The sequence below is a fragment of the Streptomyces sp. NPDC006463 genome, assembly GCF_042870715.1.
Lineage (GTDB): Bacteria > Actinomycetota > Actinomycetes > Streptomycetales > Streptomycetaceae > Streptomyces.
The window spans coordinates 180523-204216 of record NZ_JBIAHP010000008.1 but is presented as its reverse complement, the minus strand read 5'-3'; the positions used below and the strand labels follow the sequence as shown (position 1 = coordinate 204216).

The 23694-nt window shown below is 73.2% G+C and carries 22 protein-coding genes, 1 tRNA gene and 1 riboswitch; of the genes, 7 read left to right on the top strand and 16 right to left on the bottom strand.

Going from position 1 to position 23694, the window contains the following annotated elements:
- Positions 1-28 precede the first annotated feature (28 nt).
- Positions 29-1111: a magnesium/cobalt transporter CorA gene (gene corA, locus ACFYOB_RS16975; RefSeq protein WP_388560545.1), complete on the bottom strand. Its 1083-nt coding sequence runs from the start codon at positions 1109-1111 to the stop codon at positions 29-31.
- Positions 1112-1281: 170 nt separating this feature from the next.
- Positions 1282-2217 (bottom strand): LysR family transcriptional regulator ArgP, encoded by a 936-nt coding sequence (locus ACFYOB_RS16970; protein WP_388560543.1) that lies wholly within the window; start codon positions 2215-2217, stop codon positions 1282-1284.
- A 69-nt stretch (positions 2218-2286) separates the two neighbouring features.
- Between ACFYOB_RS16970 and ACFYOB_RS16965 the strand changes: the two genes are divergently transcribed.
- From ACFYOB_RS16965 to ACFYOB_RS16950, 4 genes are all read left to right on the top strand, one after another.
- The gene (locus ACFYOB_RS16965; RefSeq protein WP_388560541.1) at positions 2287-2910 is read left to right on the top strand and encodes a LysE/ArgO family amino acid transporter; all 624 of its coding nucleotides are present in this window, start codon (positions 2287-2289) and stop codon (positions 2908-2910) included.
- Between the two features lie 74 nt (positions 2911-2984).
- Complete coding sequence (locus tag ACFYOB_RS16960; protein ID WP_388560539.1) at positions 2985-4031, top strand: NUDIX domain-containing protein; 1047 nt, start codon at positions 2985-2987, stop codon at positions 4029-4031.
- Between the two features lie 111 nt (positions 4032-4142).
- Complete coding sequence (locus ACFYOB_RS16955; RefSeq protein ID WP_388560537.1) at positions 4143-4763, top strand: RNA polymerase sigma factor; 621 nt, start codon at positions 4143-4145, stop codon at positions 4761-4763.
- Complete coding sequence (locus tag ACFYOB_RS16950; RefSeq protein ID WP_388560535.1) at positions 4763-5875, top strand: CU044_5270 family protein; 1113 nt, start codon at positions 4763-4765, stop codon at positions 5873-5875. Before ACFYOB_RS16955 ends, ACFYOB_RS16950 begins: the two co-directional genes overlap by 1 nt.
- A gap of 242 nt (positions 5876-6117) precedes the next feature.
- Here the strand turns inward: ACFYOB_RS16950 and ACFYOB_RS16945 are convergent.
- A tRNA-Pro gene (locus tag ACFYOB_RS16945) sits at positions 6118-6191 on the bottom strand.
- A gap of 147 nt (positions 6192-6338) precedes the next feature.
- Here ACFYOB_RS16945 and ACFYOB_RS16940 point away from each other — a divergent pair.
- Positions 6339-7040, top strand: a complete 702-nt coding sequence (locus ACFYOB_RS16940; RefSeq protein WP_388560533.1) for a transketolase — start codon at positions 6339-6341, stop codon at positions 7038-7040.
- Positions 7041-7054: 14 nt separating this feature from the next.
- Complete coding sequence (locus tag ACFYOB_RS16935) at positions 7055-7957, top strand: transketolase family protein (RefSeq protein ID WP_388560531.1); 903 nt, start codon at positions 7055-7057, stop codon at positions 7955-7957.
- A 19-nt stretch (positions 7958-7976) separates the two neighbouring features.
- Here ACFYOB_RS16935 and ACFYOB_RS16930 read toward each other — a convergent pair whose 3' ends face one another.
- The 9 genes from ACFYOB_RS16930 to ACFYOB_RS16890 all read right to left on the bottom strand — a co-directional run bounded on the left by ACFYOB_RS16930 (position 7977) and on the right by ACFYOB_RS16890 (position 17095).
- Complete coding sequence (locus tag ACFYOB_RS16930; RefSeq protein ID WP_388560530.1) at positions 7977-8342, bottom strand: MmcQ/YjbR family DNA-binding protein; 366 nt, start codon at positions 8340-8342, stop codon at positions 7977-7979.
- Positions 8343-8475: 133 nt separating this feature from the next.
- On the bottom strand, positions 8476-9027 hold the full coding sequence (locus tag ACFYOB_RS16925) for a GAF domain-containing protein (protein WP_388560528.1): 552 nt from the start codon (positions 9025-9027) through the stop codon (positions 8476-8478).
- Complete coding sequence (locus ACFYOB_RS16920) at positions 9024-9659, bottom strand: ATP/GTP-binding protein (protein WP_388560526.1); 636 nt, start codon at positions 9657-9659, stop codon at positions 9024-9026. Before ACFYOB_RS16920 ends, ACFYOB_RS16925 begins: the two co-directional genes overlap by 4 nt.
- Positions 9637-9975 carry a DUF742 domain-containing protein gene (locus ACFYOB_RS16915; RefSeq protein WP_388560524.1) on the bottom strand — a complete coding sequence of 113 codons (339 nt, stop codon included), beginning with the start codon at positions 9973-9975 and terminating at the stop codon, positions 9637-9639. Before ACFYOB_RS16915 ends, ACFYOB_RS16920 begins: the two co-directional genes overlap by 23 nt.
- A gap of 71 nt (positions 9976-10046) precedes the next feature.
- Positions 10047-10481 carry a roadblock/LC7 domain-containing protein gene (locus ACFYOB_RS16910; RefSeq protein WP_388560731.1) on the bottom strand — a complete coding sequence of 145 codons (435 nt, stop codon included), beginning with the start codon at positions 10479-10481 and terminating at the stop codon, positions 10047-10049.
- Positions 10482-10516: 35 nt separating this feature from the next.
- Entirely contained in the window at positions 10517-13459 is a 2943-nt protein-coding gene (locus ACFYOB_RS16905; protein WP_388560522.1) for an ATP-binding protein, read from the bottom strand.
- Between the two features lie 335 nt (positions 13460-13794).
- Positions 13795-14994 carry an MBL fold metallo-hydrolase gene (locus ACFYOB_RS16900; RefSeq protein WP_388560520.1) on the bottom strand — a complete coding sequence of 400 codons (1200 nt, stop codon included), beginning with the start codon at positions 14992-14994 and terminating at the stop codon, positions 13795-13797.
- A 132-nt stretch (positions 14995-15126) separates the two neighbouring features.
- Entirely contained in the window at positions 15127-15912 is a 786-nt protein-coding gene (locus ACFYOB_RS16895) for an SGNH/GDSL hydrolase family protein (protein ID WP_388560518.1), read from the bottom strand.
- Between the two features lie 163 nt (positions 15913-16075).
- Positions 16076-17095 (bottom strand): peptidoglycan DD-metalloendopeptidase family protein, encoded by a 1020-nt coding sequence (locus ACFYOB_RS16890; protein ID WP_388560516.1) that lies wholly within the window; start codon positions 17093-17095, stop codon positions 16076-16078.
- A 4-nt stretch (positions 17096-17099) separates the two neighbouring features.
- A riboswitch (cyclic di-AMP (ydaO/yuaA leader) is annotated at positions 17100-17273 on the bottom strand.
- A gap of 315 nt (positions 17274-17588) precedes the next feature.
- Between ACFYOB_RS16890 and ACFYOB_RS16885 the strand changes: the two genes are divergently transcribed.
- A complete protein-coding gene (locus ACFYOB_RS16885) occupies positions 17589-18380 on the top strand; it encodes a tyrosine-protein phosphatase (RefSeq protein WP_388560514.1) in 792 nt (263 codons plus the stop codon).
- 45 nt (positions 18381-18425) lie between these two features.
- On the opposite strand, the gene ACFYOB_RS16880 is transcribed toward ACFYOB_RS16885, so the two are convergent.
- From ACFYOB_RS16880 to shc, 4 genes are read right to left on the bottom strand one after another with little or no spacing between them, the layout of a single operon-like run.
- Complete coding sequence (locus ACFYOB_RS16880) at positions 18426-19901, bottom strand: aspartate aminotransferase family protein (protein WP_388560513.1); 1476 nt, start codon at positions 19899-19901, stop codon at positions 18426-18428.
- A complete protein-coding gene (hpnH, locus tag ACFYOB_RS16875; RefSeq protein ID WP_388560511.1) occupies positions 19898-20929 on the bottom strand; it encodes an adenosyl-hopene transferase HpnH in 1032 nt (343 codons plus the stop codon). Before hpnH ends, ACFYOB_RS16880 begins: the two co-directional genes overlap by 4 nt.
- Before the next feature lie 5 nt (positions 20930-20934).
- Positions 20935-21558, bottom strand: a complete 624-nt coding sequence (locus tag ACFYOB_RS16870; RefSeq protein ID WP_388560509.1) for a 1-hydroxy-2-methyl-2-butenyl 4-diphosphate reductase — start codon at positions 21556-21558, stop codon at positions 20935-20937.
- The gene (gene shc, locus ACFYOB_RS16865; RefSeq protein WP_388560507.1) at positions 21555-23588 is read right to left on the bottom strand and encodes a squalene--hopene cyclase; all 2034 of its coding nucleotides are present in this window, start codon (positions 23586-23588) and stop codon (positions 21555-21557) included. Before shc ends, ACFYOB_RS16870 begins: the two co-directional genes overlap by 4 nt.
- Positions 23589-23694: the final 106 nt, after the last annotated feature.

The following is a 23694-nucleotide window of genomic DNA, read 5'->3' as shown; positions in this document are numbered from 1 at the left end:
GGCCGCCCTCACCGGGATTTCGCGAGGGTCAGAGCCAGCCGTTGCGCCGGAAACCTCGGTGGATGACGAAGCAGGCGACCGCCATGAGGCCGAGGACCATCGGGTACCCGAACTGCCAGTGGAGCTCGGGCATGTGGTCGAAGTTCATGCCGTAGACGCCGCACACCATCGTCGGTACGGCGACGATGGCCGCCCACGCCGTGATCTTGCGCATGTCCTCGTTCTGCGCGACGGTCACCTGTGCCAGGTGCGCCTGCAGGATCGAGTCGAGCAGGTTGTCGTAGGCGCTGATCTGCTCGGTGGCCCGGCTCAGGTGGTCGGCCACGTTCCGGAAGTACGCGCGGGCCTCCGGCGGGATGACCGGTATCGGCTGGGTGGCCAGCTGCTCCAGCGGGCGGCTCAGCGGCGCCACCGCCCGCCGCAGCTCCAGGAGTTCACGCTTGAGCTGGTAGATCCGGCCGGCGTCGCCGCGCCCGCCTTCCGGGCTGAACACCGCGGTCTCGACGGCGTCTATGTCGTTCTGCACCGCGTCCGTCACGGCCACGTAGTCGTCGACCACGTGGTCGGCCATGGCGTGCAGAACGGCCGCCGGCCCCTTGGCCAGCTGCCCCGGGGCGGCTTCCAGCGCCTCGCGGACCGGGCCGAGGGTGCCGCTTCCGCCGTGCCGGATGGTGATGACGAAGTCCTCGCCGGTGAAGGCCATCAGCTCGCCGGTCTCCACCACCTCGCTGGTGGCGGTCAGCTCGTCGTGATCGACGTAGCGCACGGTCTTGAAGACGGAGAACAGCGTGTCGTCGTACCGCTCCACCTTGGGGCGCTGGTGCGCGTGCACGGCGTCCTCGACGGCGAGCGGGTGCAGTCCGAACAGCTTGGCGAGCCCGGCGAGTTCCGACTGATCCGGTTCGTGCAGGCCGATCCAGACGAAGCCGTCGCCCGTCTTGCGGACCCTGCGCAACGCCTCCTCGGCCTCCGCGCAGCCTTCCTGGCGTACGCCGTCCTGGTAGACGACGCAGTTGACCACGGCACTGCCGAGCGGGGAGCGGGCCGGGTGGCTGAGGTCGACGGCCCGCCGGTAACCGCGGCGGACGACCCGGCGGAGGTTGCTGAACATGGACAACGCGTGCTCCTCTTCGGCTGATCAGCGGCCAGTCTGCCATCACCCGGGACGCCCCCCGGGCTGCGACCATGCCGCCCGAACCGAGGTGGACGCAGCGGAGCGCGTCACGTTCCGGCAGCGCAGGTCACCTTCCGGCGCAGCGGGTCACGTCCGAGCGGAGCACGTCACGTCCTGTCGCCCACCTCAGGAGTCGTCCGCGGGGGTCTGCGGAGCGCCTGCCCGGCCGCCTCCGCGACCACCCGGGCCACCATGGACAGGGCCGGCGAATCCAGCTTCCACTGCTGCCAGTACAGCGGTACGTCCAACGGCCGCCGCGGCGCCAGCAGCACCAGTTCCCCCGTCCGTACCAACGGCCTCGCCTGCTGCTCCGGAACCATCCCCCACCCCAGCCCCGCGACGACCGCGTCGCGGTATCCCTCCGACGTCGGTACGGAGTGCCGCACCGGCCCCGCCCCGCTCGCCGCGTCCCCGGTCAGCGACCGCACGAACCGGTCCTGGAGCTCGTCCTTCCGGTCGAAGACGATCACGGGCGCCCGCCTCAGGTCCCGGGCCGGCGCGCCCGTCAGGTGGCGTGCCGCGAAATCCGGACTCGCCACCGGCAGGTACCGCGCCAGGCCCAGCATCCGTACGCTGCACCCCGCGACCGGATCCGGCGCGGAGGTCACCGCGGCCATCACCTGGCCCTCCCGCAGCAGCGCGGTCGTGTGTGACTCGTCCTCGCGGTGCAGTTCGATGCAGACGGGCGGATCCTGCTCCACCCGCGCCATCGCCGTCAGGAACCAGACGGCGAGGGAGTCCGCGTTCACCGCGATCGGCAGCCGCACCGGTCCCGACCCTTCGGCCATTCCCAGCTCCGCCCGCGCGTCCCGCTCCAGCCGGGCCAGCTGCCGGGCGAAGCGGACCACCACCTCCCCGGATTCCGTCGCCCGCACCGGCTTCGTCCGCATCAGCAGCACCCGCCCGGTCCGCTGCTCCAGTGCCTTGACCCGCTGGCTGACCGCGGACGGGGTCACGTGCAGGACGGCCGCCGCGGCGTCGAAGGTTCCTTCGTCCACCACCGCCAGCAGCGTCCGCACCTGGTCGAGAGGAAGCTCATCCATCACGAGCGCTAATGGTACGTAAAAATCTTTAGCTGTACTGAACCGGAACGCTTGCCTACGGTCGACGGCATGACACACGGCATCATCACGGCGGCCCTCGCCGGCTTCGGCACCGGACTCTCCCTCATCGTCGCCATCGGCGCCCAGAACGCCTTCGTCCTGCGCCAGGGCGCGCGCCGCCACGCGGTTCTGGCCGTGGTCGCCATCTGCGCCGTGTCCGATGCGGTCCTGATCGCCCTCGGCGTGGCGGGCGTCGGCGCGTTCGTCACCGCCTGGCCCGCCGCCCTGACCGTGGTCGGACTGGCCGGGGGCGGGTTCCTGATCTGCTACGGGGTCCTCGCGGCCCGCCGGGTGCTGCGGCCCGCCCCGGGCGCGGCGCTCAGCGCGGAGGGGGCCACCGCCGGGTCCGGCCGCCGGGCCGTACTGACCTGCCTGGCCATGACCTGGCTCAACCCGCACGTCTACCTGGACACCGTCCTGCTCCTCGGCTCGCTCGCCGCCGACCGGGGCGACCTGCGCTGGGCCTTCGGCATCGGGGCCGGTCTGGCCAGCCTGACCTGGTTCGGCACCCTGGGGTACGGAGCCCGGCTGCTCAGCGGCCTGCTGGCCCGCCCGGCCGCCTGGCGGGTGCTGGACGGCCTGGTCGCGGCGACGATGGTCACGATGGGCGGTCTGCTCCTGGCCCGCGCCTGAGGTCCGCGTGCCGGGCCGTGCGCGATAGTGCCAGGACACGCACACCGCCGCGACCACGACCCCAGGAGCCCGCCGTGCCCCACCGCCCCTCCCCCGACGAGGTGCGGGCGTACTACGCCACTCAGCCCTCCCCGCTCGTGGCCGTCACCGGGATCGTCCTGGACACGCGCGGGCGGGTCCTCGTGCTGACCACCTCGTACAAGGCGGATCTGGAACTGCCGGGCGGCACGGTGGAGGACACCGAGACGCCGGAGGCGGGGCTGGCGCGCGAGCTGGAGCAGGAGCTGGGCCTCACCGTGCCCATCGGCCGGCTGCTCGCGGTGGACTCCCGGCCGCCCGGCCCGCTCGGGCGCTCCCTCGTGGTCCACGTCCACCTCGTCGGTCCGCTGCCGACGGACGACGCCGCCGTACTCTCCTTCCCGGACGGCGAGATCACCGGTGCCCACTGGCTCCGGCCGGAGGAGGCCGGTGAGGCCCTCCCCGCCCGCATCGCACCCCGGCTGCGCGCCGGCCTGGCCGCCCTGCACACCGGATCCGTGGCGCATCTGCTCGACGGGGTGCCCCAGCCCGGCTCCCCGGCCGGCCTCGACCCGGCCGACCGTGCCGCCCTGGAACACGCGGGCATGCTCGACGCCGCCGGCCACCGCGCCAGCCGCCCGAAGGCGCTGGCGGGGGCGAGCGTGCTGTTCACCGACACCGCCGGCGGGATCCTGCTGGTGCGGCCAGCGTACGGCGACACCAGCCGCTGGCAGCTGCCCGGCGGCGGCATCGACAGCGACCTCGGCGAGACCCCGCGCGCCGCCGCCCGGCGCGAGGTCCACGAGGAGACCGGCCTCGACCTCGCCCCGGGGCGCCTGCTGGCCGTCGACTGGTCCCACAAACCGGGCCGTCTGGCCCGCGTCCGCTTCCTCTACGACGGCGGCGTCCTCGACGCGTCGGCGCTGGGCCGGATCCGGCTGAACCCCGGCGAGCACCTCGAATGGCGCACGGCCGCCCCGGCAGAACTCCGGGACCTGGTCAAAGCCTCACTGCGCCGCCGCATCAAGGCCTGCCTCGCCGCCCGTACCTCCGCCACGGCCCCCCTGGAACTCCAGGCGGGCCGCCCGGTCGAGTCCCCCTGACCTCCGGGAGCGGACGCCTGCGGGTGCCACGGATCCGCGGCGGCTCGAAGTGACGTGCGTCACGGGAACCCGCACCTTGATGCCGGACAGCCGACAGGAGTGACCACAGACATGCGAACCCGGGTGCGGTCCGGGGATCCTGACGCCTTCGCCGAGCTGTTCGACAGCTACGCCCGCGCCGTCTACAACCATGCCTTCCGGATGACCGGGGACTGGGCCGTCGCGGAGGACGTCATGTCGGCGACCTTCCTGGAGGCGTGGCGGCGGCGCGCCGACGTGGATCCCGAAGGCGGGTCATTGCGGCCATGGCTGCTGGGAGTCGCCACCAACCTCGCCCGCAATCACTGCCGCGGCAACCGGCGGTACCGGGCCGCGGCCGCGGCGGCCGCGGCCGCCGCCGCATCCGTGCCCGACCACGCCGACGAGGTGGCCGGCCGGCTCGACGACCGGCGGCGCATCGCGGTCACGCTGGCGCAGCTGAGCGCGCTGCGGCGGCCCGAGCGCGAAGTCCTCCTGCTGTGCGTGTGGGAGGGCCTGGAGTACGCCGACGCCGCCCAGGCCCTCGGGATCCCGGTCGGGACCGTCCGCTCCCGGCTGTCCCGGGCACGTTCGAAGCTGCGCGCACTCGCCGACGCGGAACTGAAGAAGAACAGACGGGAACCCGCCGGTCGCCCGCGACAGACATATGGCGACCGCACGGACGCGGTCCGGTCCGCGCAGGAAGGAATCTGATGAACGCCGACCTTTCCCAGCCCCACCCGGCCGACCGGGAGGAGACCGGGCATCTCCTGCCGTTCGCGGAGCGGGAACTGCCCGCGGGCCGCCACCAGTTCCACAGGGAGCGCCTCATGACCCGGATCCACGACGACCTCCGCGCCACCGGCTCCGTCGCCGCCCGGCCCGTACGCGCCGGGAAGCCTCGCAACCCGTTCCTGCGCCGCGCGATCCTCCTGCCCGTGGCGGCCTGCGTCCTGGCCGGCACGATCGCGACCGGCGTCCACGTCCTCTCGGACCTGGGCGTCACGAACGACGGATCGGGCTCCGGGGTCGCCACGGGCCCGGTCCTGACCACCCGGATCGGCGCCGGCGACCCGGCAGGCGCCACCCGGCTCCTGGACCGCATCTCCCTGGCCGCCGCCGACGTCTCGGGCCCGGCGGTGCGCGAGAACCAGTTCATCTACATCGGCACGAAGACGGCCACCACGTACGTGAGGACCGACCACGGCAAGAGCGCCCTGGTCAGCGAACAACTGCACATGCGCCACAGCTGGAACTCCCCCGACGGACGCAAGGGCTGGCTGATCGAGCCCGGCAACACCGGTCCGGACGGCATCACCCTGGAGGGGAACACCGAGACGGGCCGGAAGCCGACACCGACCCTCAACGCACCCACCTACGACTACCTCGCCGGGCTGCCCACCGACCCCGACGTGCTGCTGCAGAAGATCTACGAGGAGACCAGGGGCCACGGCAGGGGCCCCGACCAGGAGGCGTTCACCACGATCGGTGACCTGCTGGGTCAGAGCTACCCGCCGGCCGGTCTCGCTGCGGCGCTCTACAAGGCCGCGGCGAAGATCCCCGGCGTGGTCACGGTGGACGACGCGGTCGACGCCGCGGGCCGGCACGGGGTCGCGGTGGCCCGTCTGGACGAGACCTCCGGCCGGCGCACCGAATGGATCTTCGACAAGGAGACCCTCACGTTCCTCGGCGAGCGAACCGTCCAGGTGGAGGGCAGCTCCGGCGAGCGCGGCCTGATCAAGCCCGGCACCGTCGTGTTCACCCACGCGGTCATGACCCGAGCGATCGTCGACCGCATGAAGCAGACACCCACCCCGGCCGGCTGACCGCCCCGCCGCCCGCCAACCCCCGCGACAGCAGCGGCCGCTGGGGCGCCCGGCACCACTGACCGACTGCCCGCCACCACGCGCTCCGTGGGCCCGGACGACACCCCGGGCCCACGGAGCGCGATCACCGGCAGCCCACCGCCCGTACGGAGCCGTCCGCGACGGTCACCCCATGGCCCAGAAACGGTCAGAGGCCGTGTCGGATCTCTCCGATACGGCCTCTGATCTGCGACTCTTTCGAGTCGGGACGACAGGATTTGAACCTGCGACCCCTTGACCCCCAGTCAAGTGCGCTACCAAGCTGCGCCACGTCCCGATGCGCGCTGACCTGGGGTTTCCCCTGGTTGAACGCGCAGGAGAACGATACCGCACTTCGTGGGGTGGTCGCGCGCACCTTTCCGCTACCCGGTCCCGGGCGGGAGCTTCTTGACCTCGACCGCACTTGAGGTTGCACGATCGATGCATGACGCAGGCAATCGCGGACACGGGTTTCCGCTACGAGGATCTGGGCCGGCTGATCGGCCTCATGACCGGGGCCGAGAAGCACGGCCCCGCCGCCACCTCCACCCTCGACGTGCTGTGGGTGCTCTACGACCGGGTGCTGCGGGTGACGCCCGGGACCGCCGAGGACGCCGGGCGGGACCGTTTCCTGCTGTCCAAGGGTCACGGGCCGATGGCGTACTACGCCGTCCTCGCCGCGAAGGGGTTCTTCCCCGTCGAGTGGCTGCCCGGCTTCGGCTCCTACGACTCCCCGCTCGGGCACCACCCGGACCGCACGCTCGTTCCCGGTGTGGAGATCGGCAGCGGGTCCCTCGGGCACGGACTGCCGCTCGCCGTGGGCAGCGCGCTCGGGCTGCGCGCCCAAGGACTGGACGACCCGGCGGTGTGGGTGCTGATCGGGGATGCCGAGCTGGACGAGGGCAGCAACCACGAGGCACTCGCCTACGCGGGCTCCGCCGGGCTGGAGCGGCTGCACACGGTGGTGATCGACAACGACTCCGCGACGCACGGCTGGCCCGGCGGGATCGCGGCCCGCTTCGAGGCGGCCGGCTGGTCCGCGGCCACCGTGGACGGGCGGGACCACGCCGCGCTGCCCGCCGCGTTCACCGAGCCGCATCCCGGTCGGCCGCACGTCGTGGTCGCCCGTGTCGAGAAGAAGTTCTGAGGGCGGGGAGAGACATGGACACCATGCGGGAACGCTTCATCTCGGTCACGTCGGACCTCCTCGGCGAGGACCCCCGGCTGGCCCTGGTGCTGGCGGAGATCACCATGGACGGCTTCCGGCCCGCCCAGGAGCGGCACCCGGACCGGGTGATCAACGTCGGGATCAGGGAACAGCTCCTCGTCGGCGTCGGCGGCGGCCTGGCCCTCACCGGCCTGCGGCCGGTCGTCCACACCTTCGCCAGCTTCCTCGTGGAGCGGCCGTTCGAGCAGGTCAAGCTGGACTTCGGGCACCAGGGCACGGGCGGCGTGCTCGTCAGCGCGAGCGCCAGCTACGACTGGCCGGCCGGCGGATTCACGCACATGGCGCCGGGCGACGTGGCACTGCTCGACACCCTCGACGGCTGGACGGTCCACGTCCCGGGCCACCCGGACGAGGCGGAGGCGCTCCTGCGCCACGCGTACGCCGCCGGTGACGACAAGGTGTACGTCCGGCTCTCCCAGCAGTCGAACGCGGCCCCGCGTCCGGTGGAGGGCCTGGGGTTCCGGACCGTACGGGAGGGACGGGCGGGCGTGGTGGTCGCCGTCGGCCCGCTGCTGGACAACGTCCTGGCGGCGACGGAGGGCCTGGACCTCACGGTGCTGTACGCCCCCACCGTGCGCCCCTTCGACGACGCGGCCGTGCGCGAGGCGGCCGGTCGCGGTGCCGCCGACGTGGTCCTCGTCGAGCCCTACCTCGCGGGCACGTCCACGGCGGCGGCGAACGACGCCCTGGCCCACATCCCCCACCGGGTACTGGGCCTGGGCGTGGGACGGGCCGAACTGCGCCGCTACGGCACCATCGACGAGCACACCGCGGCGCACGGCCTGGACCCGCGCTCCCTGCGGGAGCGCATCACGGGATTCCGGGCGCCGAACTGAACGCCGACGCCGCCCGCAGTCAGCCCGCGCCGTCCGCCGACAGTTCCGGGTGGGCGGCCGCCAGCCGCTTGGGGGCCGCCTGGAGCCAGGAGTCGATCAGGATCGAGCGCAGTTCGCGCTCGTCCTCCACCGCCTCCAGGCGGACCCGCAGCCAGGCGTAGTCGTCGTCGTGGCCTTCGCGCACGAAGAACTTCTCCGGCTCCGCCGCGATCAGCTCGGCCCGGTCCTCCTTGGGGCACTTCACCCCTATGGAGGTGTCGTCGTCGCCGAGCGCGGCGAAGATCTTCCCGCCCACCCGGAAGGTCGGCATGCCCCAGGCGAGCTTCTCGCTGCTGTCCGGCAGCGACAGCGCGATCGTACGGACGTCCTGCGCGGTGGTGCCCATCCCGCGACTCCTCTCCGGCCACCGGTGACCCCTCGTCCACGACCGTAGACCCCGGCACTGACATCCGCCGCCACGGACCGCTCCGCACCGCCTTCCGCACCGACTTGGCCGCCTCACAAAGGCTCACGCAGCCTCACGCGGTCCGCCGCCGGTCCTCCCGGGCGTGCACCAACTCCACCAGCTCCGCGGCCAGCGCCTTCACGGTGGCGAGCCCCTCCGTCCCCCACCGGCGCGGCACCACGTCCACCGCGCACACCGTCCCCAGGACGATCCCGCGCCGGTCCGTCAGCGGCGCGCCGGCGTACGAGCGCACCCCGCTCTCGTCGACCACCGCGTTGCCGGCGAAGCGCGCGAAGTCCCGTACGTCCTCCAGCACCAGCGCCCGCCGCCGCACCACCACGTGCGGGCAGTAGCCGTGGTCACGGGCCAGCACCCGCGCCGGGTAGCCGCTCGCCGGCGCCTCGGCCGCGTGGTGCAGCCCGGCGAAGAACTGCCGTTCCTCACCGATGAAGTTGACCCCCGCGTACGGCGCGGCGAGCGCGTCCGCGACGCGCCGCGCGAAGGCGTCCAGTTCGGCGTCCACCCGTTCGCCCAGGCCCAGTTCGCGCAGCCGGACGACGCGCGCGGGCGCTTCCCGGTCCACCGGCGTGAGCAGCAGGTGTCCGGTCGATTCGTAGTACGTCATGGCGGTTCCCCCGACTCCGAAGACGAAGAGCTGACTGTGCAGGAGCTTTCTTTGAACGTGCACAGGAGATGGCGGACGAGAGCGGCCAGCGCCCCCGTTCCCGAACTGTTCAGGCGCGCGTCGCACCGTACGACGGGCACCTCGGGCCCGAGCCCCACCGCTTCGCGCACCTCGTCGGGCCCGTAGCGGTGAGCGCCGTCGAACTCGTTGACGGCGACGATGAATCCGATCCCGCGCCGCTCGAAGAAGTCCACGGCCGGGAAGCAGTCGGCGAGGCGGCGGGTGTCGGCGAGCACGACCGCCCCGAGCGCGCCCGCGCACAGCTCCTCCCACAGGAACCAGAAGCGGTGCTGTCCGGGCGTGCCGAAGAGGTAGAGCACGTGGCCCTGGTCGAGCGTGATCCGGCCGAAGTCCAGCGCGACGGTGGTCGTGGCCTTGGCCTCGACCCCCTCCAGCCGGTCGGCGGTCCGGCTGAGGTCGCTCACCAGCTCCTCCGTGCTCAGCGGCTCGATCTCGCTCACCGCGCCCACGAAGGTGGTCTTGCCCGCCCCGAATCCGCCCGCGACCAGGATCTTCAGCGTCGCGGGCGCGGAGTCGGGGGCGGGCGCGTCACAGCCGTTTGTGGAGACCATCGAGCACCGCCCGCAGCAGGGACTGGTCATCGGCGGCGAACGAGCGACCGCCCGGGAACCGGGGCGCCTGCGCCACGACCGCCCCGTGTTCCATCAGATCGGACAGCAGCACCTTCACCACCACCGCGGGCAGCCGCAGTTGCCCGGCGACCTCGGCGACCGTGACCGCCGCGGTTCCCGCGCACAGCCGCAGGGCGAGGATGTGCTCCGCCCCCAGCGGGACGCGCGGCCGCACCCCGGTCGCGGTCATCAGCGAGAGCAGGTCGAGTGCGACTCCGGGCCGGGTCCGCCCGCCGCTGGCGGTGTACGGGCGCATCACCCGGCCCGCCGAGTCGTCGAGCCACGGTGTGTCACGCGTCGCCTTCGGTACCCCCCTCGCGTGGCCCCTCATCGCTCCGGGTCGGCGACGGGCCGACGCGGCGGGGCCGCCAGGTACGGACGTACGCTCTTGACCAGCATCGCCATCTCGTAGCCGAGCACTCCGGCGTCGGCCTCGCGGTCGGCGAGGACCGCCAGGCAGGTGCCGGCGCCGGCGGCCGACACGAAGACGAGCGCGGAGTCGAGTTCTACGACGACCTGGCGGACCTCCGAGCCCTCCGCGAAGCGGGATCCGGCGCTGCGCCCGAGCGAGTACAGCCCGGAGGCCAGCGCCGCCAGGTGGTCGGCACTGTCCGCGTCGAGGCCGTGCACGCAGGTGACGAGGCCGTCGGCGGTGAGGAGTACGGCGCTGCGCGTGTGGGGCACGCGCTGCACCAGGCCGCTGAGCAGCCAGTCGAGGTCCGAGAGCCGGTTGCCGGTCTTCGTCGACACTTCGCCGCCCATGGGGGTGCGCTCCTTGCTGAGGTGAGGGGTCGGGGTCATACCTGGTTCTCCGACTGGGCGAGGCCGAAGCCCCGTTGGAAGGCGGCCATCAGGCCGGGGTCGTGTACGGGCCGATCGGTGTCGGCGGCCCGCCGCGGGGCGGGCGCGTCGCGCAGCTGGGGGGCGAGGTGTTCCTGGGCCCGTCGCCTGGGCAGCGGTGGCCGCTCCGCCGCCGCGGTCCGGGCCTCTCCGTTCCCGCCCGCGGCGACGTTCCCGGACCCGGGCTCGGCCCACGGCTCGGCCACCGCCGGAGCGGAGGCTCCGTCCCCGGCCCGGGGCGCGGGCAGCGGCATGACCGCGGCTTCTGCGACTGCGCCCCTGGCCCGGCGCACGGGCAGCGGCGGATACGCGGTCCCGGGCCCACGCCCGGGGGGCGTCCCCCGCCGCAACCCACTCCCGGTCTCCGGCCCCGCCACGGACGTGGCCGGACCCGTCGACGCACGCGCCGACTCCGCCGCGACCGCACGCCCGAGCCGCGGGTCCGTCACAGCCCCGGACTCCGGCCCGCCCGCAGGCCCCGCCACGGACGTGGCCGCACCCGTGGACGGACGCGCCGGCTCGGCCGCGACCGCGCGCCCGAGCCTCGGGTCTGCCACTGCCCGGAACTCCGGTGCGGACAAGACCCCGGGCCCACGCCCGGGCGGCGTCCCCGGCCGCAACCCACTCCCGGCCTCCGGCCCCGCCGCAGGCCCCGCCACGGACGTGGCCGGGGCAGAGGATGCGTGTGGGGGCCGGCCCACGGGCGGCGTTGCCGCAGCCGTGGACGCGTGGGCGGGCCGGGCTGCGGCCACGGGCCCGCGCAGCGGCTCCGACTCGGGCCCGGACCGCATCCCGGCCCCAGGCTCCGGCGCGGACAAGAGCCCGGGCCCACGCCCGGGCGGCGTCCCCGACCGCAACCCACTCCCGGTCTCCGGCCCCGCCACGGACGTGGCCGGACCCGTGGACCCACGCGCCGACTCCGCCGCGACCGCACGCCCCAGCCGCGGGTCCGCCACAGCCCCGGACTCCCACTCAGCCACACCACCAGGCCGAAACCGGGTCCCGGACTCCGGCACAGGCCCGCCCCCGGACTCCGGCCCGGACAGAGGTCCGGGCCCACGCCCGGGCGGCGTCCCCGGCCCCAACCCACTCCCGGCCTCCGGCCCCGCCACTGACGTGGCCGGACCCGTGGACGCATACGCCGACTCCGCCGCGGCCGCATGCCCGAGCCTCGGGTCCGCCACAGCCCCGGACTCCGGCCCGGCCGCAGGCCCCGCCACGGACGCGGCCGGGGCAGAGGATGCGTGTGGGGGCCAGCCCACGGGCGGCGTTGCCGCAGCCGTGGACGGGTGGGCGGGCCGGGCTGCGGCCACGGGCCCGCGCAGCGGCTCCGGCTCGGGCATCCCGGCCCCAGGCTCCGGCGCGGACACGGCCCCGGACCGCATCCCGGCCCCGGACTCCGGCCCGGACTCGGGCGCGGACCGCATCCCGGCCCCGGGCTCCGGCGCGAAACCGGCCTCCCGTGGGGCTGCCGGAACGGGCGACGGCCCGGTCACGGACGGGGCGGGGGCGGCAGCCCCGGCTCCCGGCGCAGCCGCGCCCCAGGCCTCGGCCCCGGTCCGGGCGCCCCGCCCCGGCAGGGGCTCCGGGGCCAGGCGCGGCGGGGTCACCCGTACCGGCTCCAGCGGCGGCATCGCCGCCGACTCCCCGGTCCCCCAGGAGGTGGCACGGGAGCCGCCCGCCGCGTCGGCGGCGCTCGGCGCCTCCGCGCCCAGCAGCTCCTGCGGCAGCACCAGCACGGCGAGCACGCCGCCGTAGATGTTGGACTTGAGCTCGACGGCGATCCCGTGCCTGCGGGCCAGCGCGGAGACCACGAACAGGCCGATCCGCCCGTCGGCGAGAAGGTGCCGGACGCTGATCTGGTCGGGATCGCCGAGCAGGGCGTTCATCCGGTGCTGTTCCTCGGCCGGCATGCCCAGCCCGCGGTCCTCCACCTCGACCGCGATCCCGGCGGTGACCCGTTCGGCGCGCAGCACCACATCGGTGTCGGGCGCGGAGAACACCGTGGCGTTCTCGACCAGTTCGGCCAGCAGGTGCACCACGTCCGCCACGGCGTGGCCGCGTACGCTGCCGCCCGCCGGGGGCACGACCTTGACGCGGGTGTACTGCTCGACCTCCGCCACGGAGGAGCGCAGCACCTCGCTCAGGTCGATGGGCCGGGTCCACTGACGGCGGGACGCGGCGCCGCCGAGCACGGCGAGGTTCTCGGCGTGGCGGCGGATGCGGGTCGCGAGGTGGTCGACGTGGAAGAGCTCCTTGAGCAGGTCGGGATCCTCGACCGTGTCCTCCAGGTCGTCCAGCAGCGAGATCTCCCGGTGGACGAGGGACTGCAGCCGGCGCGCGAGGTTGACGAAGACCTCGACCTTGCGTTCGCTGTCGGACGGCGCGGCCGGGCCGGCCAGCCGTACGAGGGTCGTGTGGGCCTGTTCGCGGGCGCCGCGCAGCTCCTGGGAGAGCAGCCAGAACTCGTCCACGCCGGCCGGGTCGGCGCCGGGCGGTGGCCCGGTCGGTCCGCCACGCACGGGACGGGGCGGGGTCTCGCCCCGCTCCAGCCGGTCGGCGGCAGTCCGCAGCTCCTGGCGGCCGCGCACGCTGGAGCGGCGCAGTGACTCGCACCGGTCCCGGACGGCCTTGGCCGCGCGCTGGGCCCCGAGCAGGGCGGCGGCCAGGGCTCCGAGGACGAGGAGGGCGCAGCCGGTGAGCACCGGCCAGAGCCGGGCGTCCCGCTCGCCGGCTCCCCCGCCGAGCTGGAGCGTGAAGATGACCGCGGCGGTGCCGCTGAGCCCGGCGGCGAGCGTGGGCAGCACGGCGGCGCGGACCAGCTGAGGCCGTATCTGCCGGGCCGGACCGGTGACGGCGTGTCTCGACGGGGCGTGGCGGGCGGCGCGGAGTCCGGACATCGGCGTCCTCGGTACGTGGGGCCCGGCCCCCAGCGATCCCGGGGCCCGGTGTTGATCACCGGATACCCACGCTAGACCGCACCGTCCCGCGCCGGACGGCGAGTTGGGGAAGTTCGCGGGGGTGCTTCCCGCTCCCGGTGGAGCGCTCGTACAGCCGCCCGAATCCGCCGGGCCGCCTCCGCCCCGGACCGGCTACGGCCCGCCCCGAGGGCCGGGGCGCCGCCCGCTCAGCGGCGTACTCCCACCTCGGTCAAGCCCCCGCTCCGGGCGTGCCGCGCACCCCCCGCCGGGCCGGCCCCCTGGGACGGGGCCACCCGGCGGCGAGCCGCGGTCCGTCAGGACCCGACGGCCTCGGGCTCCTCGTGGATCACGACCGCCGGCCGCCCGGTCGTGATGGGATGCGGGGTCCCGGCCGGGGCGGCCGCGGCGCCCGTCACGAACGGGCGCCACCACGGCTCCGCCGGGGCATCGGCCGAGCCCGGTTCGAAGGGCTGGCCCGGGATCGGCAGGGCGATCGCCGATCCGGTGTCCGCGGCCGAGGCCAGGGTGCCCTCGCCCGGCTCGTCCCACGGGTGGAGGGCCAGGTTGAAGGTGCCCCAGTGGATCGGCAGCATCGTGCCGTGCGGGGCGCCGCCCTGCAGGTCCAGGTGGGCCTGCATGCCTTCCTCGGGCGTCATGTGGATGTCGGGCCAGTACTCCGAGTAGGCCCCGATCTGGATCATCGTGGCGTCGAACGGCCCGTGCTCGGCGCCGATCTCCTTGAAGCCGGGGAAGTAGCCGGTGTCCCCGCTGTGGTAGATGCGGTGCTCGTCGCCCGCGACGACCCAGGAGGCCCACAGGGTGTTCTGCTGGTTGCGCAGCCCGCGTCCGCAGAAGTGCCGGGCGGGGGTCGCCGTCAGCGAGAGCCCGGCGACTTCCGTGGTCTCGTTCCAGTCCAGCTCACGCAGCCGGTCGGCCGGTACGCCCCAGCGCTCCAGGTGCGCGCCGACGCCCAGCGGAACGGCGAATACCGTGTCGGTATCCGCCAGCGCCTTGATCGTCGGCAGGTCGAGGTGGTCGTAGTGGTCGTGCGAGATGACCACCACATCTGCCGTCCCCAGCGAGGCCAGCGGCACCGGCACGGGGTGCAGCCGCTTGGGGCCGGCGAAGGGGAAGGGGGAGCACCGCTCGCCCCACACGGGGTCGAAGAGCACCCGTCGGCCGTCGATCTCGGCGAGCACGCTGGAATGTCCCATCCAGGTGAGCCGCAGTCCGCTCACGGGCGGCTTCGCCAGCTCCGCGAGGGTCGTCGGGTACACGGGGATCGGCGCGCCGGGATTGCGCCGCAGCCGCTGTTCCTTGTGGAAGTAGATCTTGGCGAACTCCGCCATCGACCCCGAGGGCCTGGTCCGGGCCCCGACCGGATTCTGGAAGACGCCGTCGGCGAAGTTCGGCGAGCGGCGGATCCGCTCGAGCCGGGCGCCGGACGGGTCCGCGCCGAAGGCTTCGGGCCGCAGGGCGCGCAGCCGTGGACGCAGGGGACGGGAGCCGGTCAAAGCGCCTCCTGGGAGGATGGGGTCAGGATGGTCGTCGGTCTACGACCATCCCAACGCACACGTGCCCCGAAGGATTCCGCTTGCGGACCCCGTCCCCGCCGTCACCTCCTGGCACAGCGGAAGTCGGTCCGGCTACAGCGGAAGCAGGTCCGGCCGCTTCGCCTCCACGTGGTCCCCGGAGGACTCCCCGCGCAGCCGTCGGCCGATCCACGGCACCAGGTGCTCGCGCGCCCACTGGATGTTGTCCCGGGTCACGTCCACCGAGCCGCGCGGCCGCTCCGGCGGCCACGGCTGGTCGGGGTCGGCGGGCACCTCCAGCCCCAGCACCTGGGCGGCGCGCAGCGCGACCCGCGTGTGCCCCTCGGGCGACAGGTGCAGCCGGTCGGCGTCCCAGGCCCGCCGGTCCTGTACGGATTTCAGCGACCAGAGGTCGAGCACCGGGCAGTCGTAGCGGTCGGCGATCGCGCGGACGTGCGCGCTGTACGTCGCCACCTTGCCCCTCAGGTGCTTGAGGACCGGCACGCCCCGGGTGTCGAAGCCGGTGGTGATCATGACGTGCCCGACGGCCCCGGTGAGGTCGGCGACGGCCGCCTCGAACCGCTCCGCCACGTCGTCGGGGTCGCTGCCGGGCCGGATGATGTCGTTGCCGCCCGCGCAGAAGGTCACGAGGTCGGGCGCGAGCTCCTTGGCCCGCGGGACCTGTTCCGCCACGATCTGGTCGAGGAGCCGGCCGCGCACGGCCAGGTTCGCGTACCGGAAGTCGTGCTCGTCACGCCGGTCGGCCAGGAGCACGGCGAGCCGGTCCGCCCAGCCGAGAAAAGAATCCCCGGGTCCCGGGTCCCCCACGCCCTCGGTGAAGCTGTCCCCGATCGCCGCGTACGAGCCGATGGTCTTGAGTGTCGTCGTCGTCGCTGCCACGAGACGACATCCTTCACTCCCGTACACGACCTACGCCAACGTAAGCAGGGGTTGACGGACCGTGATCTTTACCACGCGGGGGATAAGGAATAGGTACGCGTGAGGCCGGGACCCCCCTCGGGCCCCGGCCTCACGCGTGCCGGTGTTGCGACGGCGGGTGCCGTCAGATGCTCACGCCCTTCGAGCGGAGGTAGGCGAGCGGGTCGATGTCCGAGCCGTAGGACGGGCCCGTGCGGATCTCGAAGTGGAGGTGCGGGCCGGTCGAGTTGCCGGTGGAGCCGGAGAGGCCGATGCTCTGGCCGCCGGTGACGCTCTGGCCCGCCGAGACGGACAGCACGGAGAGGTGTCCGTACTGCGAGTAGGTGCCGTCCGCGTGCCGGATGATGACCTCGTTGCCGTACGCACCGGCCCAGCCGGACGAGACGACGGTGCCCGCGCCGACGGCCTTGACGGTGGTGCCGGAGCTGGCGATGAAGTCGACGCCGGTGTGGTAACCGGAGGACCACATGCTGCCCGCGACCTTGTACTGGGTGGAGATCCCGCCACTCACCGGGGCCACGAAGCCGGAGGCCGACTGCTGCGCGGCCGGCGCCTCGGCGGCGGATTCCCGCTGCGCGGCCGGGGCCTCGGCGGCGGATTCCCGCTGCGCCGGAGCGGCCTTCTCGGCGGGCCTGGGAGCGGACTTCCTAGCCGGCTTCGGAGCGGCCTTGGGGGCCGGGGCCGCGGCCTCGGCCTTGGTCTCGGTCTCGGTCTCGACCTTGGCCTCGGCGCGAGCGGAGTCGGCCGGGGCCGCCGCGCCCTTCGCACCGAGGGTCAGCTTCAGGCCAGGGTGGATGAGGTCGGGGTTGGCGCCGACGGCCTCGCGGTTGTCGGAGTACAGCTCGTACCAGCCACCGGAGAGGTGACGCTCCGCGGCGATCTTGGAGAGGTAGTCGCCGGGCACGACCGTGTAGACGGTCGGCGCGGTCTCCACGGCGGCCGTCGGGGCGGCCTGGAGCGAGAGGGGAACCTGCGGCGCCACGGCGGGGGCCGCGGCCGGCGCCGCGGCCGGGGCGCCGGCCGCCTGGGCGCCTGCGGCGCCCAGCAGGGGCAGCGCGAGCGCCGCACCACCGGTGCCCGCGACAGCGAGTCCGCGGAACACGGAACGGGACTTGGGACGGCGGTGCTTACCCTTTGCGGACATCGCGAATTCCTCTCCGTCGCCTGCGAGGTGAGCTGTCGGGTTCGGACTGGAGATGTCCGGCTGTCCATGAACGGAACATGAACGACTTCACCCCGAGCGGCCCCGGGAAAAGATCCGGAACAGCGGCTTACCTGGTTCCCCCGCTCCTGCCGCGCGCGTGAATAGTCGAGTGCGGTTTCCGGGCGGCGGCAGGATTCGGCGGTCCACCCGGATCGATCGCGAAGGTAATCCCATAAGGCCGTACGTAACAAGCCGTGAATTCCCTGACGGAATAACAGGGATGAGACATCGACGGAATTCCGGTCACCCTGCGTCCATTCCCCGCCGCCAACGGGCCCACCGGCCGGGCCCTTCGGCTTTCGCGATCAGGCACGCACGGTCACCGTATGATCTGGCTCACGGGGCCCCGTCCGATCTCGCCGCCGTTTATGGCAAGTTGGCGCCAAGTAGCTCAATTCGGACAGATGGCCCACCACGAAGCGGAGGAGTACCCGTGACCCAGCAGATAGAGGAGCCGGAACTGTCCGGAGTGCGCAATTTCCGCGACGTGGGCGGATTGCCGACTTCCGACGGGCGAAGGGTCAAGACGGGACGACTGTTCCGAAGTGGACATCTTGCGCATGCCACTGAAACCGACGCAGAGTTCCTCGCCTCGCTCGGCCTCCACACCGTCTTCGACTTCCGCAACAACGCCGACCACGCCCTGGAGGGGCCGGACGTCGAACTGCCCGGCGTTCGGAACGTCAACATACCGCTCTCGGATCCGGCCGACGGCCGGGAGTTCTGGAAGATGGTCCGCGACGGCGACCTCGACCAGCTCCGCTCGATCCTGGGCGACGGGAAGGCCGCCGCCCGGATGACGAACTCGTACCGCGGGATCATCAAGCACCGCACCATCGAGCACAGCCGGGTGGTGCACGCCCTCGCCGAGGACAGCGTGCCCGCCCTCCTGCACTGCGCGGCGGGCAAGGACCGGGCGGGCCTGTCGATCGCCGTCACCCTGCTCGCGCTGGGCGTCGAGCGCGAGGCGATCGTGGCGGACTACCTGGAGTCGAACGCTCCGCACCGCCGCTACCGGGTACGCCGCAGCGGCGAGCAGGTCGAGGCCCGCTCCCCCGAGGCGATGGAGCTCCTCGCCCCGCTCTTCGACGCCCGCGCCGAGTACCTGGAGGCGGCCTTCGACACCATCGACGGGTACTGGGGCGGCGTGGACCGCTACCTGGCCGAGGGCCTCGGGCTCACACCCGAGACCCTCGGCCGGCTGCGGGAGCGGCTGCTCGACTGATGACGGCGGGGCAGGCCGTCACCGCTCCCGACGGCCTTCCCCCGGCTACCGCTGTGAGGTGGCCCCCGCCACCAGGGTCCTGGCGAAGTCCCACATCAGCCCCGAGCCTCCGTGCGCCTCGTCCATGACGTCCCGGAAAGCTGCGACGAACCGGTCGACGTCCCGCTCGTCCACGATCAGCGGCGGGATGAGCTTGATCACTTCGAGGTGGTCCCCGGACACCTGCGTGAGGATCCTGTGCTTCTGCAGCAGCGGCACGACGACCATCTGCGCGAAGAGCCCCTTGCGGGCAGCCTGCAGCACGGTCCACCGGCCGCGCAGCCCCAACGAGGACGGCCGGCCGAACTCGATGCCGATCATCAGGCCACGGCCCCGCACCTCGTGCAGCAGCTCGTACTCGTCCACCAGGGCGGCGAGCCGCCCGCGCAGCAGGTCGCCCATCGCCCGGGAGTTCGCCACGACCTCCTCGTCCTCCATGACCGACAGCACCGCCAGCCCGGCGGCCATCGCCTGCGCGTTGGAGCCGAAGCTCGCGGAGTGCACGAGTACCCGGTCCATGGACGAGAAGACCTTCTTGAAGATCCAGTCCTTGCCCAGGGTCGCGCCGACCGGCACATAGCCGCCCGACAGCGCCTTGGCCACGCACACCAGGTCGGGTTCCACGCCCGGCTCGTGCTGGTAGGCGTAGAAGTCCCCGGTACGCCCGAGGCCGGTCTGCACCTCGTCCGCGATCAGCAGCGCCTTGTGCCTACGCAGCAGCTCCTGCGCGGCGGGCAGGAATCCGGGCGGGGCGGCGAGGACCCCCTTGCCCTGGACCGGCTCGACGACGAAGGCGGCCACGTCGCCCTTCCGGAGCTCCCGCTCCAGGGCGGCCAGGTCCCCCAGCGCGATCTTCGTGTCGGGGAGCAGCGGCGCGAAGCCGTCCCGGAAGCCCCCCTCGCCGTTGACCGAGAGCGACCCCGTCGTGAGCCCGTGGAAGGCGTGGTCGCAGTAGAGGATCCTGGGCCGTCCGGTGGCGTACCGGGCGAATTTCAGGGCCGTCTCCACCGCCTCGGTGCCGCTGTTGCCGAAGAAGACCCGGTCCAGGTGCGGGCTGTACGAGAGCAGCTTCTCGGCCAGCAGCCCGGGCAGCGGCTGGCAGTCGAAGCGGGTGAGGTCGGCGAGCTGGGCGTCCAGGACGTCGTGCAGGGCGCGCCGGACCACGGGATGGTGCCGGCCCAGGCCCATCACGCCGAACCCGGCCAGCATGTCGAGGTAGTCGTTGCCGTCGGCGTCCCAGAAGTGGGCGCCCTCGGCCCGTTCGTAGACCTTGTCGAAGCCGATGGTGTGCAGCATCCGGGGCAGCTGGTGGTTGAGGTGCCGGGCGTGCAGCTCGTACCGCTCGCCGCCACGCTCGGCCAGCAGGGCGCCGAGGTCGAAGCCCTTGCTCCGGCCGCGCTTCCCCGCGTCGCCCGGGCCCTGTTCGCCCGGGCCCTGTCCGCTCCGGCCCTGTCCGCTCGGGCCCTGTCCGACCGCCGTCATGCCGACTTGTCCCGGTTGCCGCCGATCGTGTCCCTGGCGGCGCGCAGGGACTCCTTGAGGGAGCCCATGGTGGCGAGGACGGCGGTGGGCTCGTAGCCGCAGTGCGCCATGCAGTTCGCGCAGCGCGGGTCCTTTCCGCGGCCGTACTTGCTCCAGTCGGTTTCGTCGATCAGTTCCCGGTACGTGGGGACGTAGCCGTCGCTCATCAGATAGCAGGGGCGCTGCCAGCCGAAGAGGGAGTAATTCGGAATGGCCCAGGCCGTGCAGGGGAAATCGGCCTTTCCTTCCAGGAAGTCGAGGAAGAGCGGCGAGTGGTTGAGCCGCCAGCGCCTGCGGTTGCCGCCCGCGAAGGCCTTCCTGAAGAGTTCACGGGTCTGTTCGACGCCGAGGAAGTGCTCCTGGTCGGGGGCCTTTTCGTAGGCATAGGCGGGCGAGATCATCATCTCGTCCACCCGGAGGTCGTCATTGAGGTAGTTGAGAACCTCGATGATCGTCTGCGGGGTGTCGGTGTTGAAGAAGGTGGAGTTGGTGGTCACGCGGAACCCGCGCCGCTTCGCCTCCTTGATGGCCGCGACGGCCTCGTCGAAGACACCTTCCTTGGCCACCGACTCGTCGTGCCGTTCGCGCAGGCCGTCGATGTGCACGGCGAAGGCGAAATACGGGGACGGGGTGAACTTCTCGATCTTCTTGCGCAGGAGCATGGCGTTGGTGCAGAGGAAGACGTACTTCCGCCTCGCGACCAACTGGCGCACGATCTCGTGGATCTGCGGGTGCATCAAGGGCTCGCCGCCCGCGATGGACACCATGGGCGCGCCGGATTCCAGCACGGCGCCGACCGCCTGGGCCACCGGCATGCGCTGCTTGAGCACCCCGGCCGGGTGCTGGATCTTCCCGCACCCTTCACAGGCCAGGTTGCAGGCGTAGAGCGGTTCCAGCTCGACGATCAGCGGGAACTTCTCACGCTTGCGCAGCTTCTGTTCGAGAAGATAGGTCCCGACCCTGATGGTCTGGCGCAGCGGCATGGCCATCTGGCTCACCTCCTGGGGAGCAGCAAAGAACGGTGCCATTCGTAAAACGCGGGCAGTACGGCACGCAATACGCGGAAGGCCGATATTCCACCGCGGACGGTGCCGATACGGACGAGCTCATGCTCCGGAGCGTCCACGACCACCCGGACGGCCGCAACCGGACGGCCGCTGCCGCGGGTGGCGGTCCGCAAAGTGGCCGCGGACTCCATGTCGACCGCGATGGCGCCGGTGGCGCGCAGCTGCGCGCGCTCCTGGCCGCGGACGACGTGGTCGGATCCGGTCAGTACGCCGATGTGCACGGTCCGGCCCGGAGCGGCCCGGGCCAGTGCCTCGGCGAGCAGGGGGGTACCGGTGCACGGGACGGCCCCGTGCACGTCCCGGGTCTCGTCGGCGAGGACCAGGTCGCCGGGGTTCATGCCGGGGAGCAGCCCGGCGCAGAAGCCGGTCGCGAGGACGGCGGCCCGCCCCATCCCGGGCCGGGCCAGTGCCCGGCCCACGGCCCGCTCGGCGGCGCGCGGGCCCATGCCCGTGCGCAGCAGGGCGTACGCCTCGGGCGCGCCGCGGCCCGTACCGCGCAGCGCCGCCTGCTCGATGCGCAGGGCGCAGGCGACCAGGAGAGGGGTGGTCACCGGGTCTCCACGGCCGCGGGCCCGGCAGCGGCGCAGGGTTCGCCGTACAGGTAGCGGCCCAGCGCGGTGAGCGGGAACACCTGCCGGTAGAGGTGGTAGTTGATGGAGAAGTCCCAGGGGAAGCCGGTGCCGGTGAAGTACGGCTCGTCCCAGGAGCCGTCCGCCTGCTGGGTCTCGACCAGGTAGGCGACGCCCCGCTCGACCGCCTTGCCGTCCCGCTCGCCGGCCGACAGCAGGGCCATCAGCGCCCACGCGGTCTGCGAGGCGGTGGAGGGACCCTTCCCCGCCCAGGACCGGTCCTTGTAGGAGCGCTGGTCCTCGCCCCAGCCACCGTCCTCGTTCTGTACGGATTCCAGCCAGTGCACGGCCCGCCGGATCGCGGGATGCCCCGGGGCGAGGCCGACCGCGGTGAGGGCCGGGACCACCGACCCGGTCCCGTACACGTAGTTGGTGCCCCAGCGGCCGAACCAGGCTCCGTCGGGCTCCTGTTCCGCGAGCAGCCAGGCGACCCCGCGCCGGGTCCGGGCATCGCCCGCCCGGCCCTCGAAGGCGAGCATCTCCACGACGTGGGCGGTGACGTCGGCCGAGGGCGGGTCGATGACCTCGCCGAAGTCACAGAAGGGCAGCCTGTTCGGGAGGGGGCTGGTGTTGTCGGCGTCGAAGGCGCCCCAGGCGCCGTTCTTCGACTGCATGCCGAGGTTCCAGGACACCCCGCGGGCGATGGCCGCGTCGACCCGGGCCGGGTCGGGGTGCCTGATGCGGCGCAGCGCGAGGACGACCTCGGCGGTGTCGTCGATGTCGGGGTAGTTGTCGTTGTGGAACTCGAACGCCCAGCCGCCGGGGGCGAGCCCGGGCCGCCGTACCGCCCAGTCCCCGCTGCGGACGATCTCCTCGCCGAGCATCCAGTCCGCGGCCTTGACCAGCGCCGGGTGGTCGGGGCGCACGCCCGCGTCGGCCAGTGCGATCGCGGCGAGGCAGGTGTCCCAGACCGGGGACTGGCAGGCCTCGATCATCCGGGCGCCGTCCTCGCGCCACACCGCGAACCGGTCCAGGGAATCCAGTCCGGCGCGCATCACCGGGTGGCCGAGGTCGTAGCCGAGCAGGTGCAGGGCGATGAGGGAGTACACGGCGGGTGGCTGGATACCGCCCCAGCAGCCGTCGTTCTCCTGGCGTTCGATGATCCAGCCGGCGGCGGCGGCCATCGCCGCCTTGCGCAGCCGGCGCGGGGCGAACCGCCGGTAGACGTGCAGGGCCTTGTCCATCCGCTGGAAGGCGCCGTCCCAACTGGCCAGCGGGGCAGGACGCTTGGCGGGGTTCGGCACCCGCGCGTCGGTGTGCAGCTCGTCCAGGGCGAAGGGGGCGGCGCGGACGGGGCGCAGCGCGGACACCACGGTGAGCGGGACGATGGTCTGGCGGGCCCAGCAGCCGAAGTCGTAGATGTTCAGCGGCACCCAGGGCGGCAGGAACACCAGCTCGGGCGGGAGTTCGGGCAGGTGTTCCCAGCGCCACCAGCCGAAGAGCGCCAGCCAGATCCGGGTGAAGACGCGGGCGGCGGCGATCCCTCCGTGGGCGCGGATCCAGGCCGACGCACGGGACATGTGCGGGGCCTCGGGGGCGTCCCCGGCGAGGCGCAGGGCCACGTACGCCTCGATGGTGGCGGAGAGTTCGGGCGGTCCGCCGTGGAAGGTGGCCCAGGTGCCGTCGTCCCGCTGCTCGCCGCGGATGAAGAGGGCTGCGGCGTGGGTGGTGGCCTCGTCCCGGATCCCGAGGAACTGCCGGAGCAGCAGGTCCTCGGCGTCCATGGTGACGTTGGTCTGGAGGGTTCCCTTCCACCACCCCGCCGGGTCCTGGCGGCCCAGCAGCTGGCGGACCGCTCGGGCGGCGGCGCCGTACGCGGCCTGCCCCCGCCCGTCAGGTGGCTCGGGCAGCTCCACGGCGACCGGTTCCCCGGCGCGGCCCGGCCAGAGGCCGGCTTCGGTCCTGCTGCCAGCGCCAGCGCTCTCCGCGCTGCCGTCGGTCGTCGCTGTCATGGCTTCCCCTTAGAACAGTGTCTTTGCTGTGCTGGGGTCTGCCGTCGGCCGGCGCTACGTCGCGCCGGCCGGCGACTCGCGAGTCATATCCGCTGCCGGGTGGCGG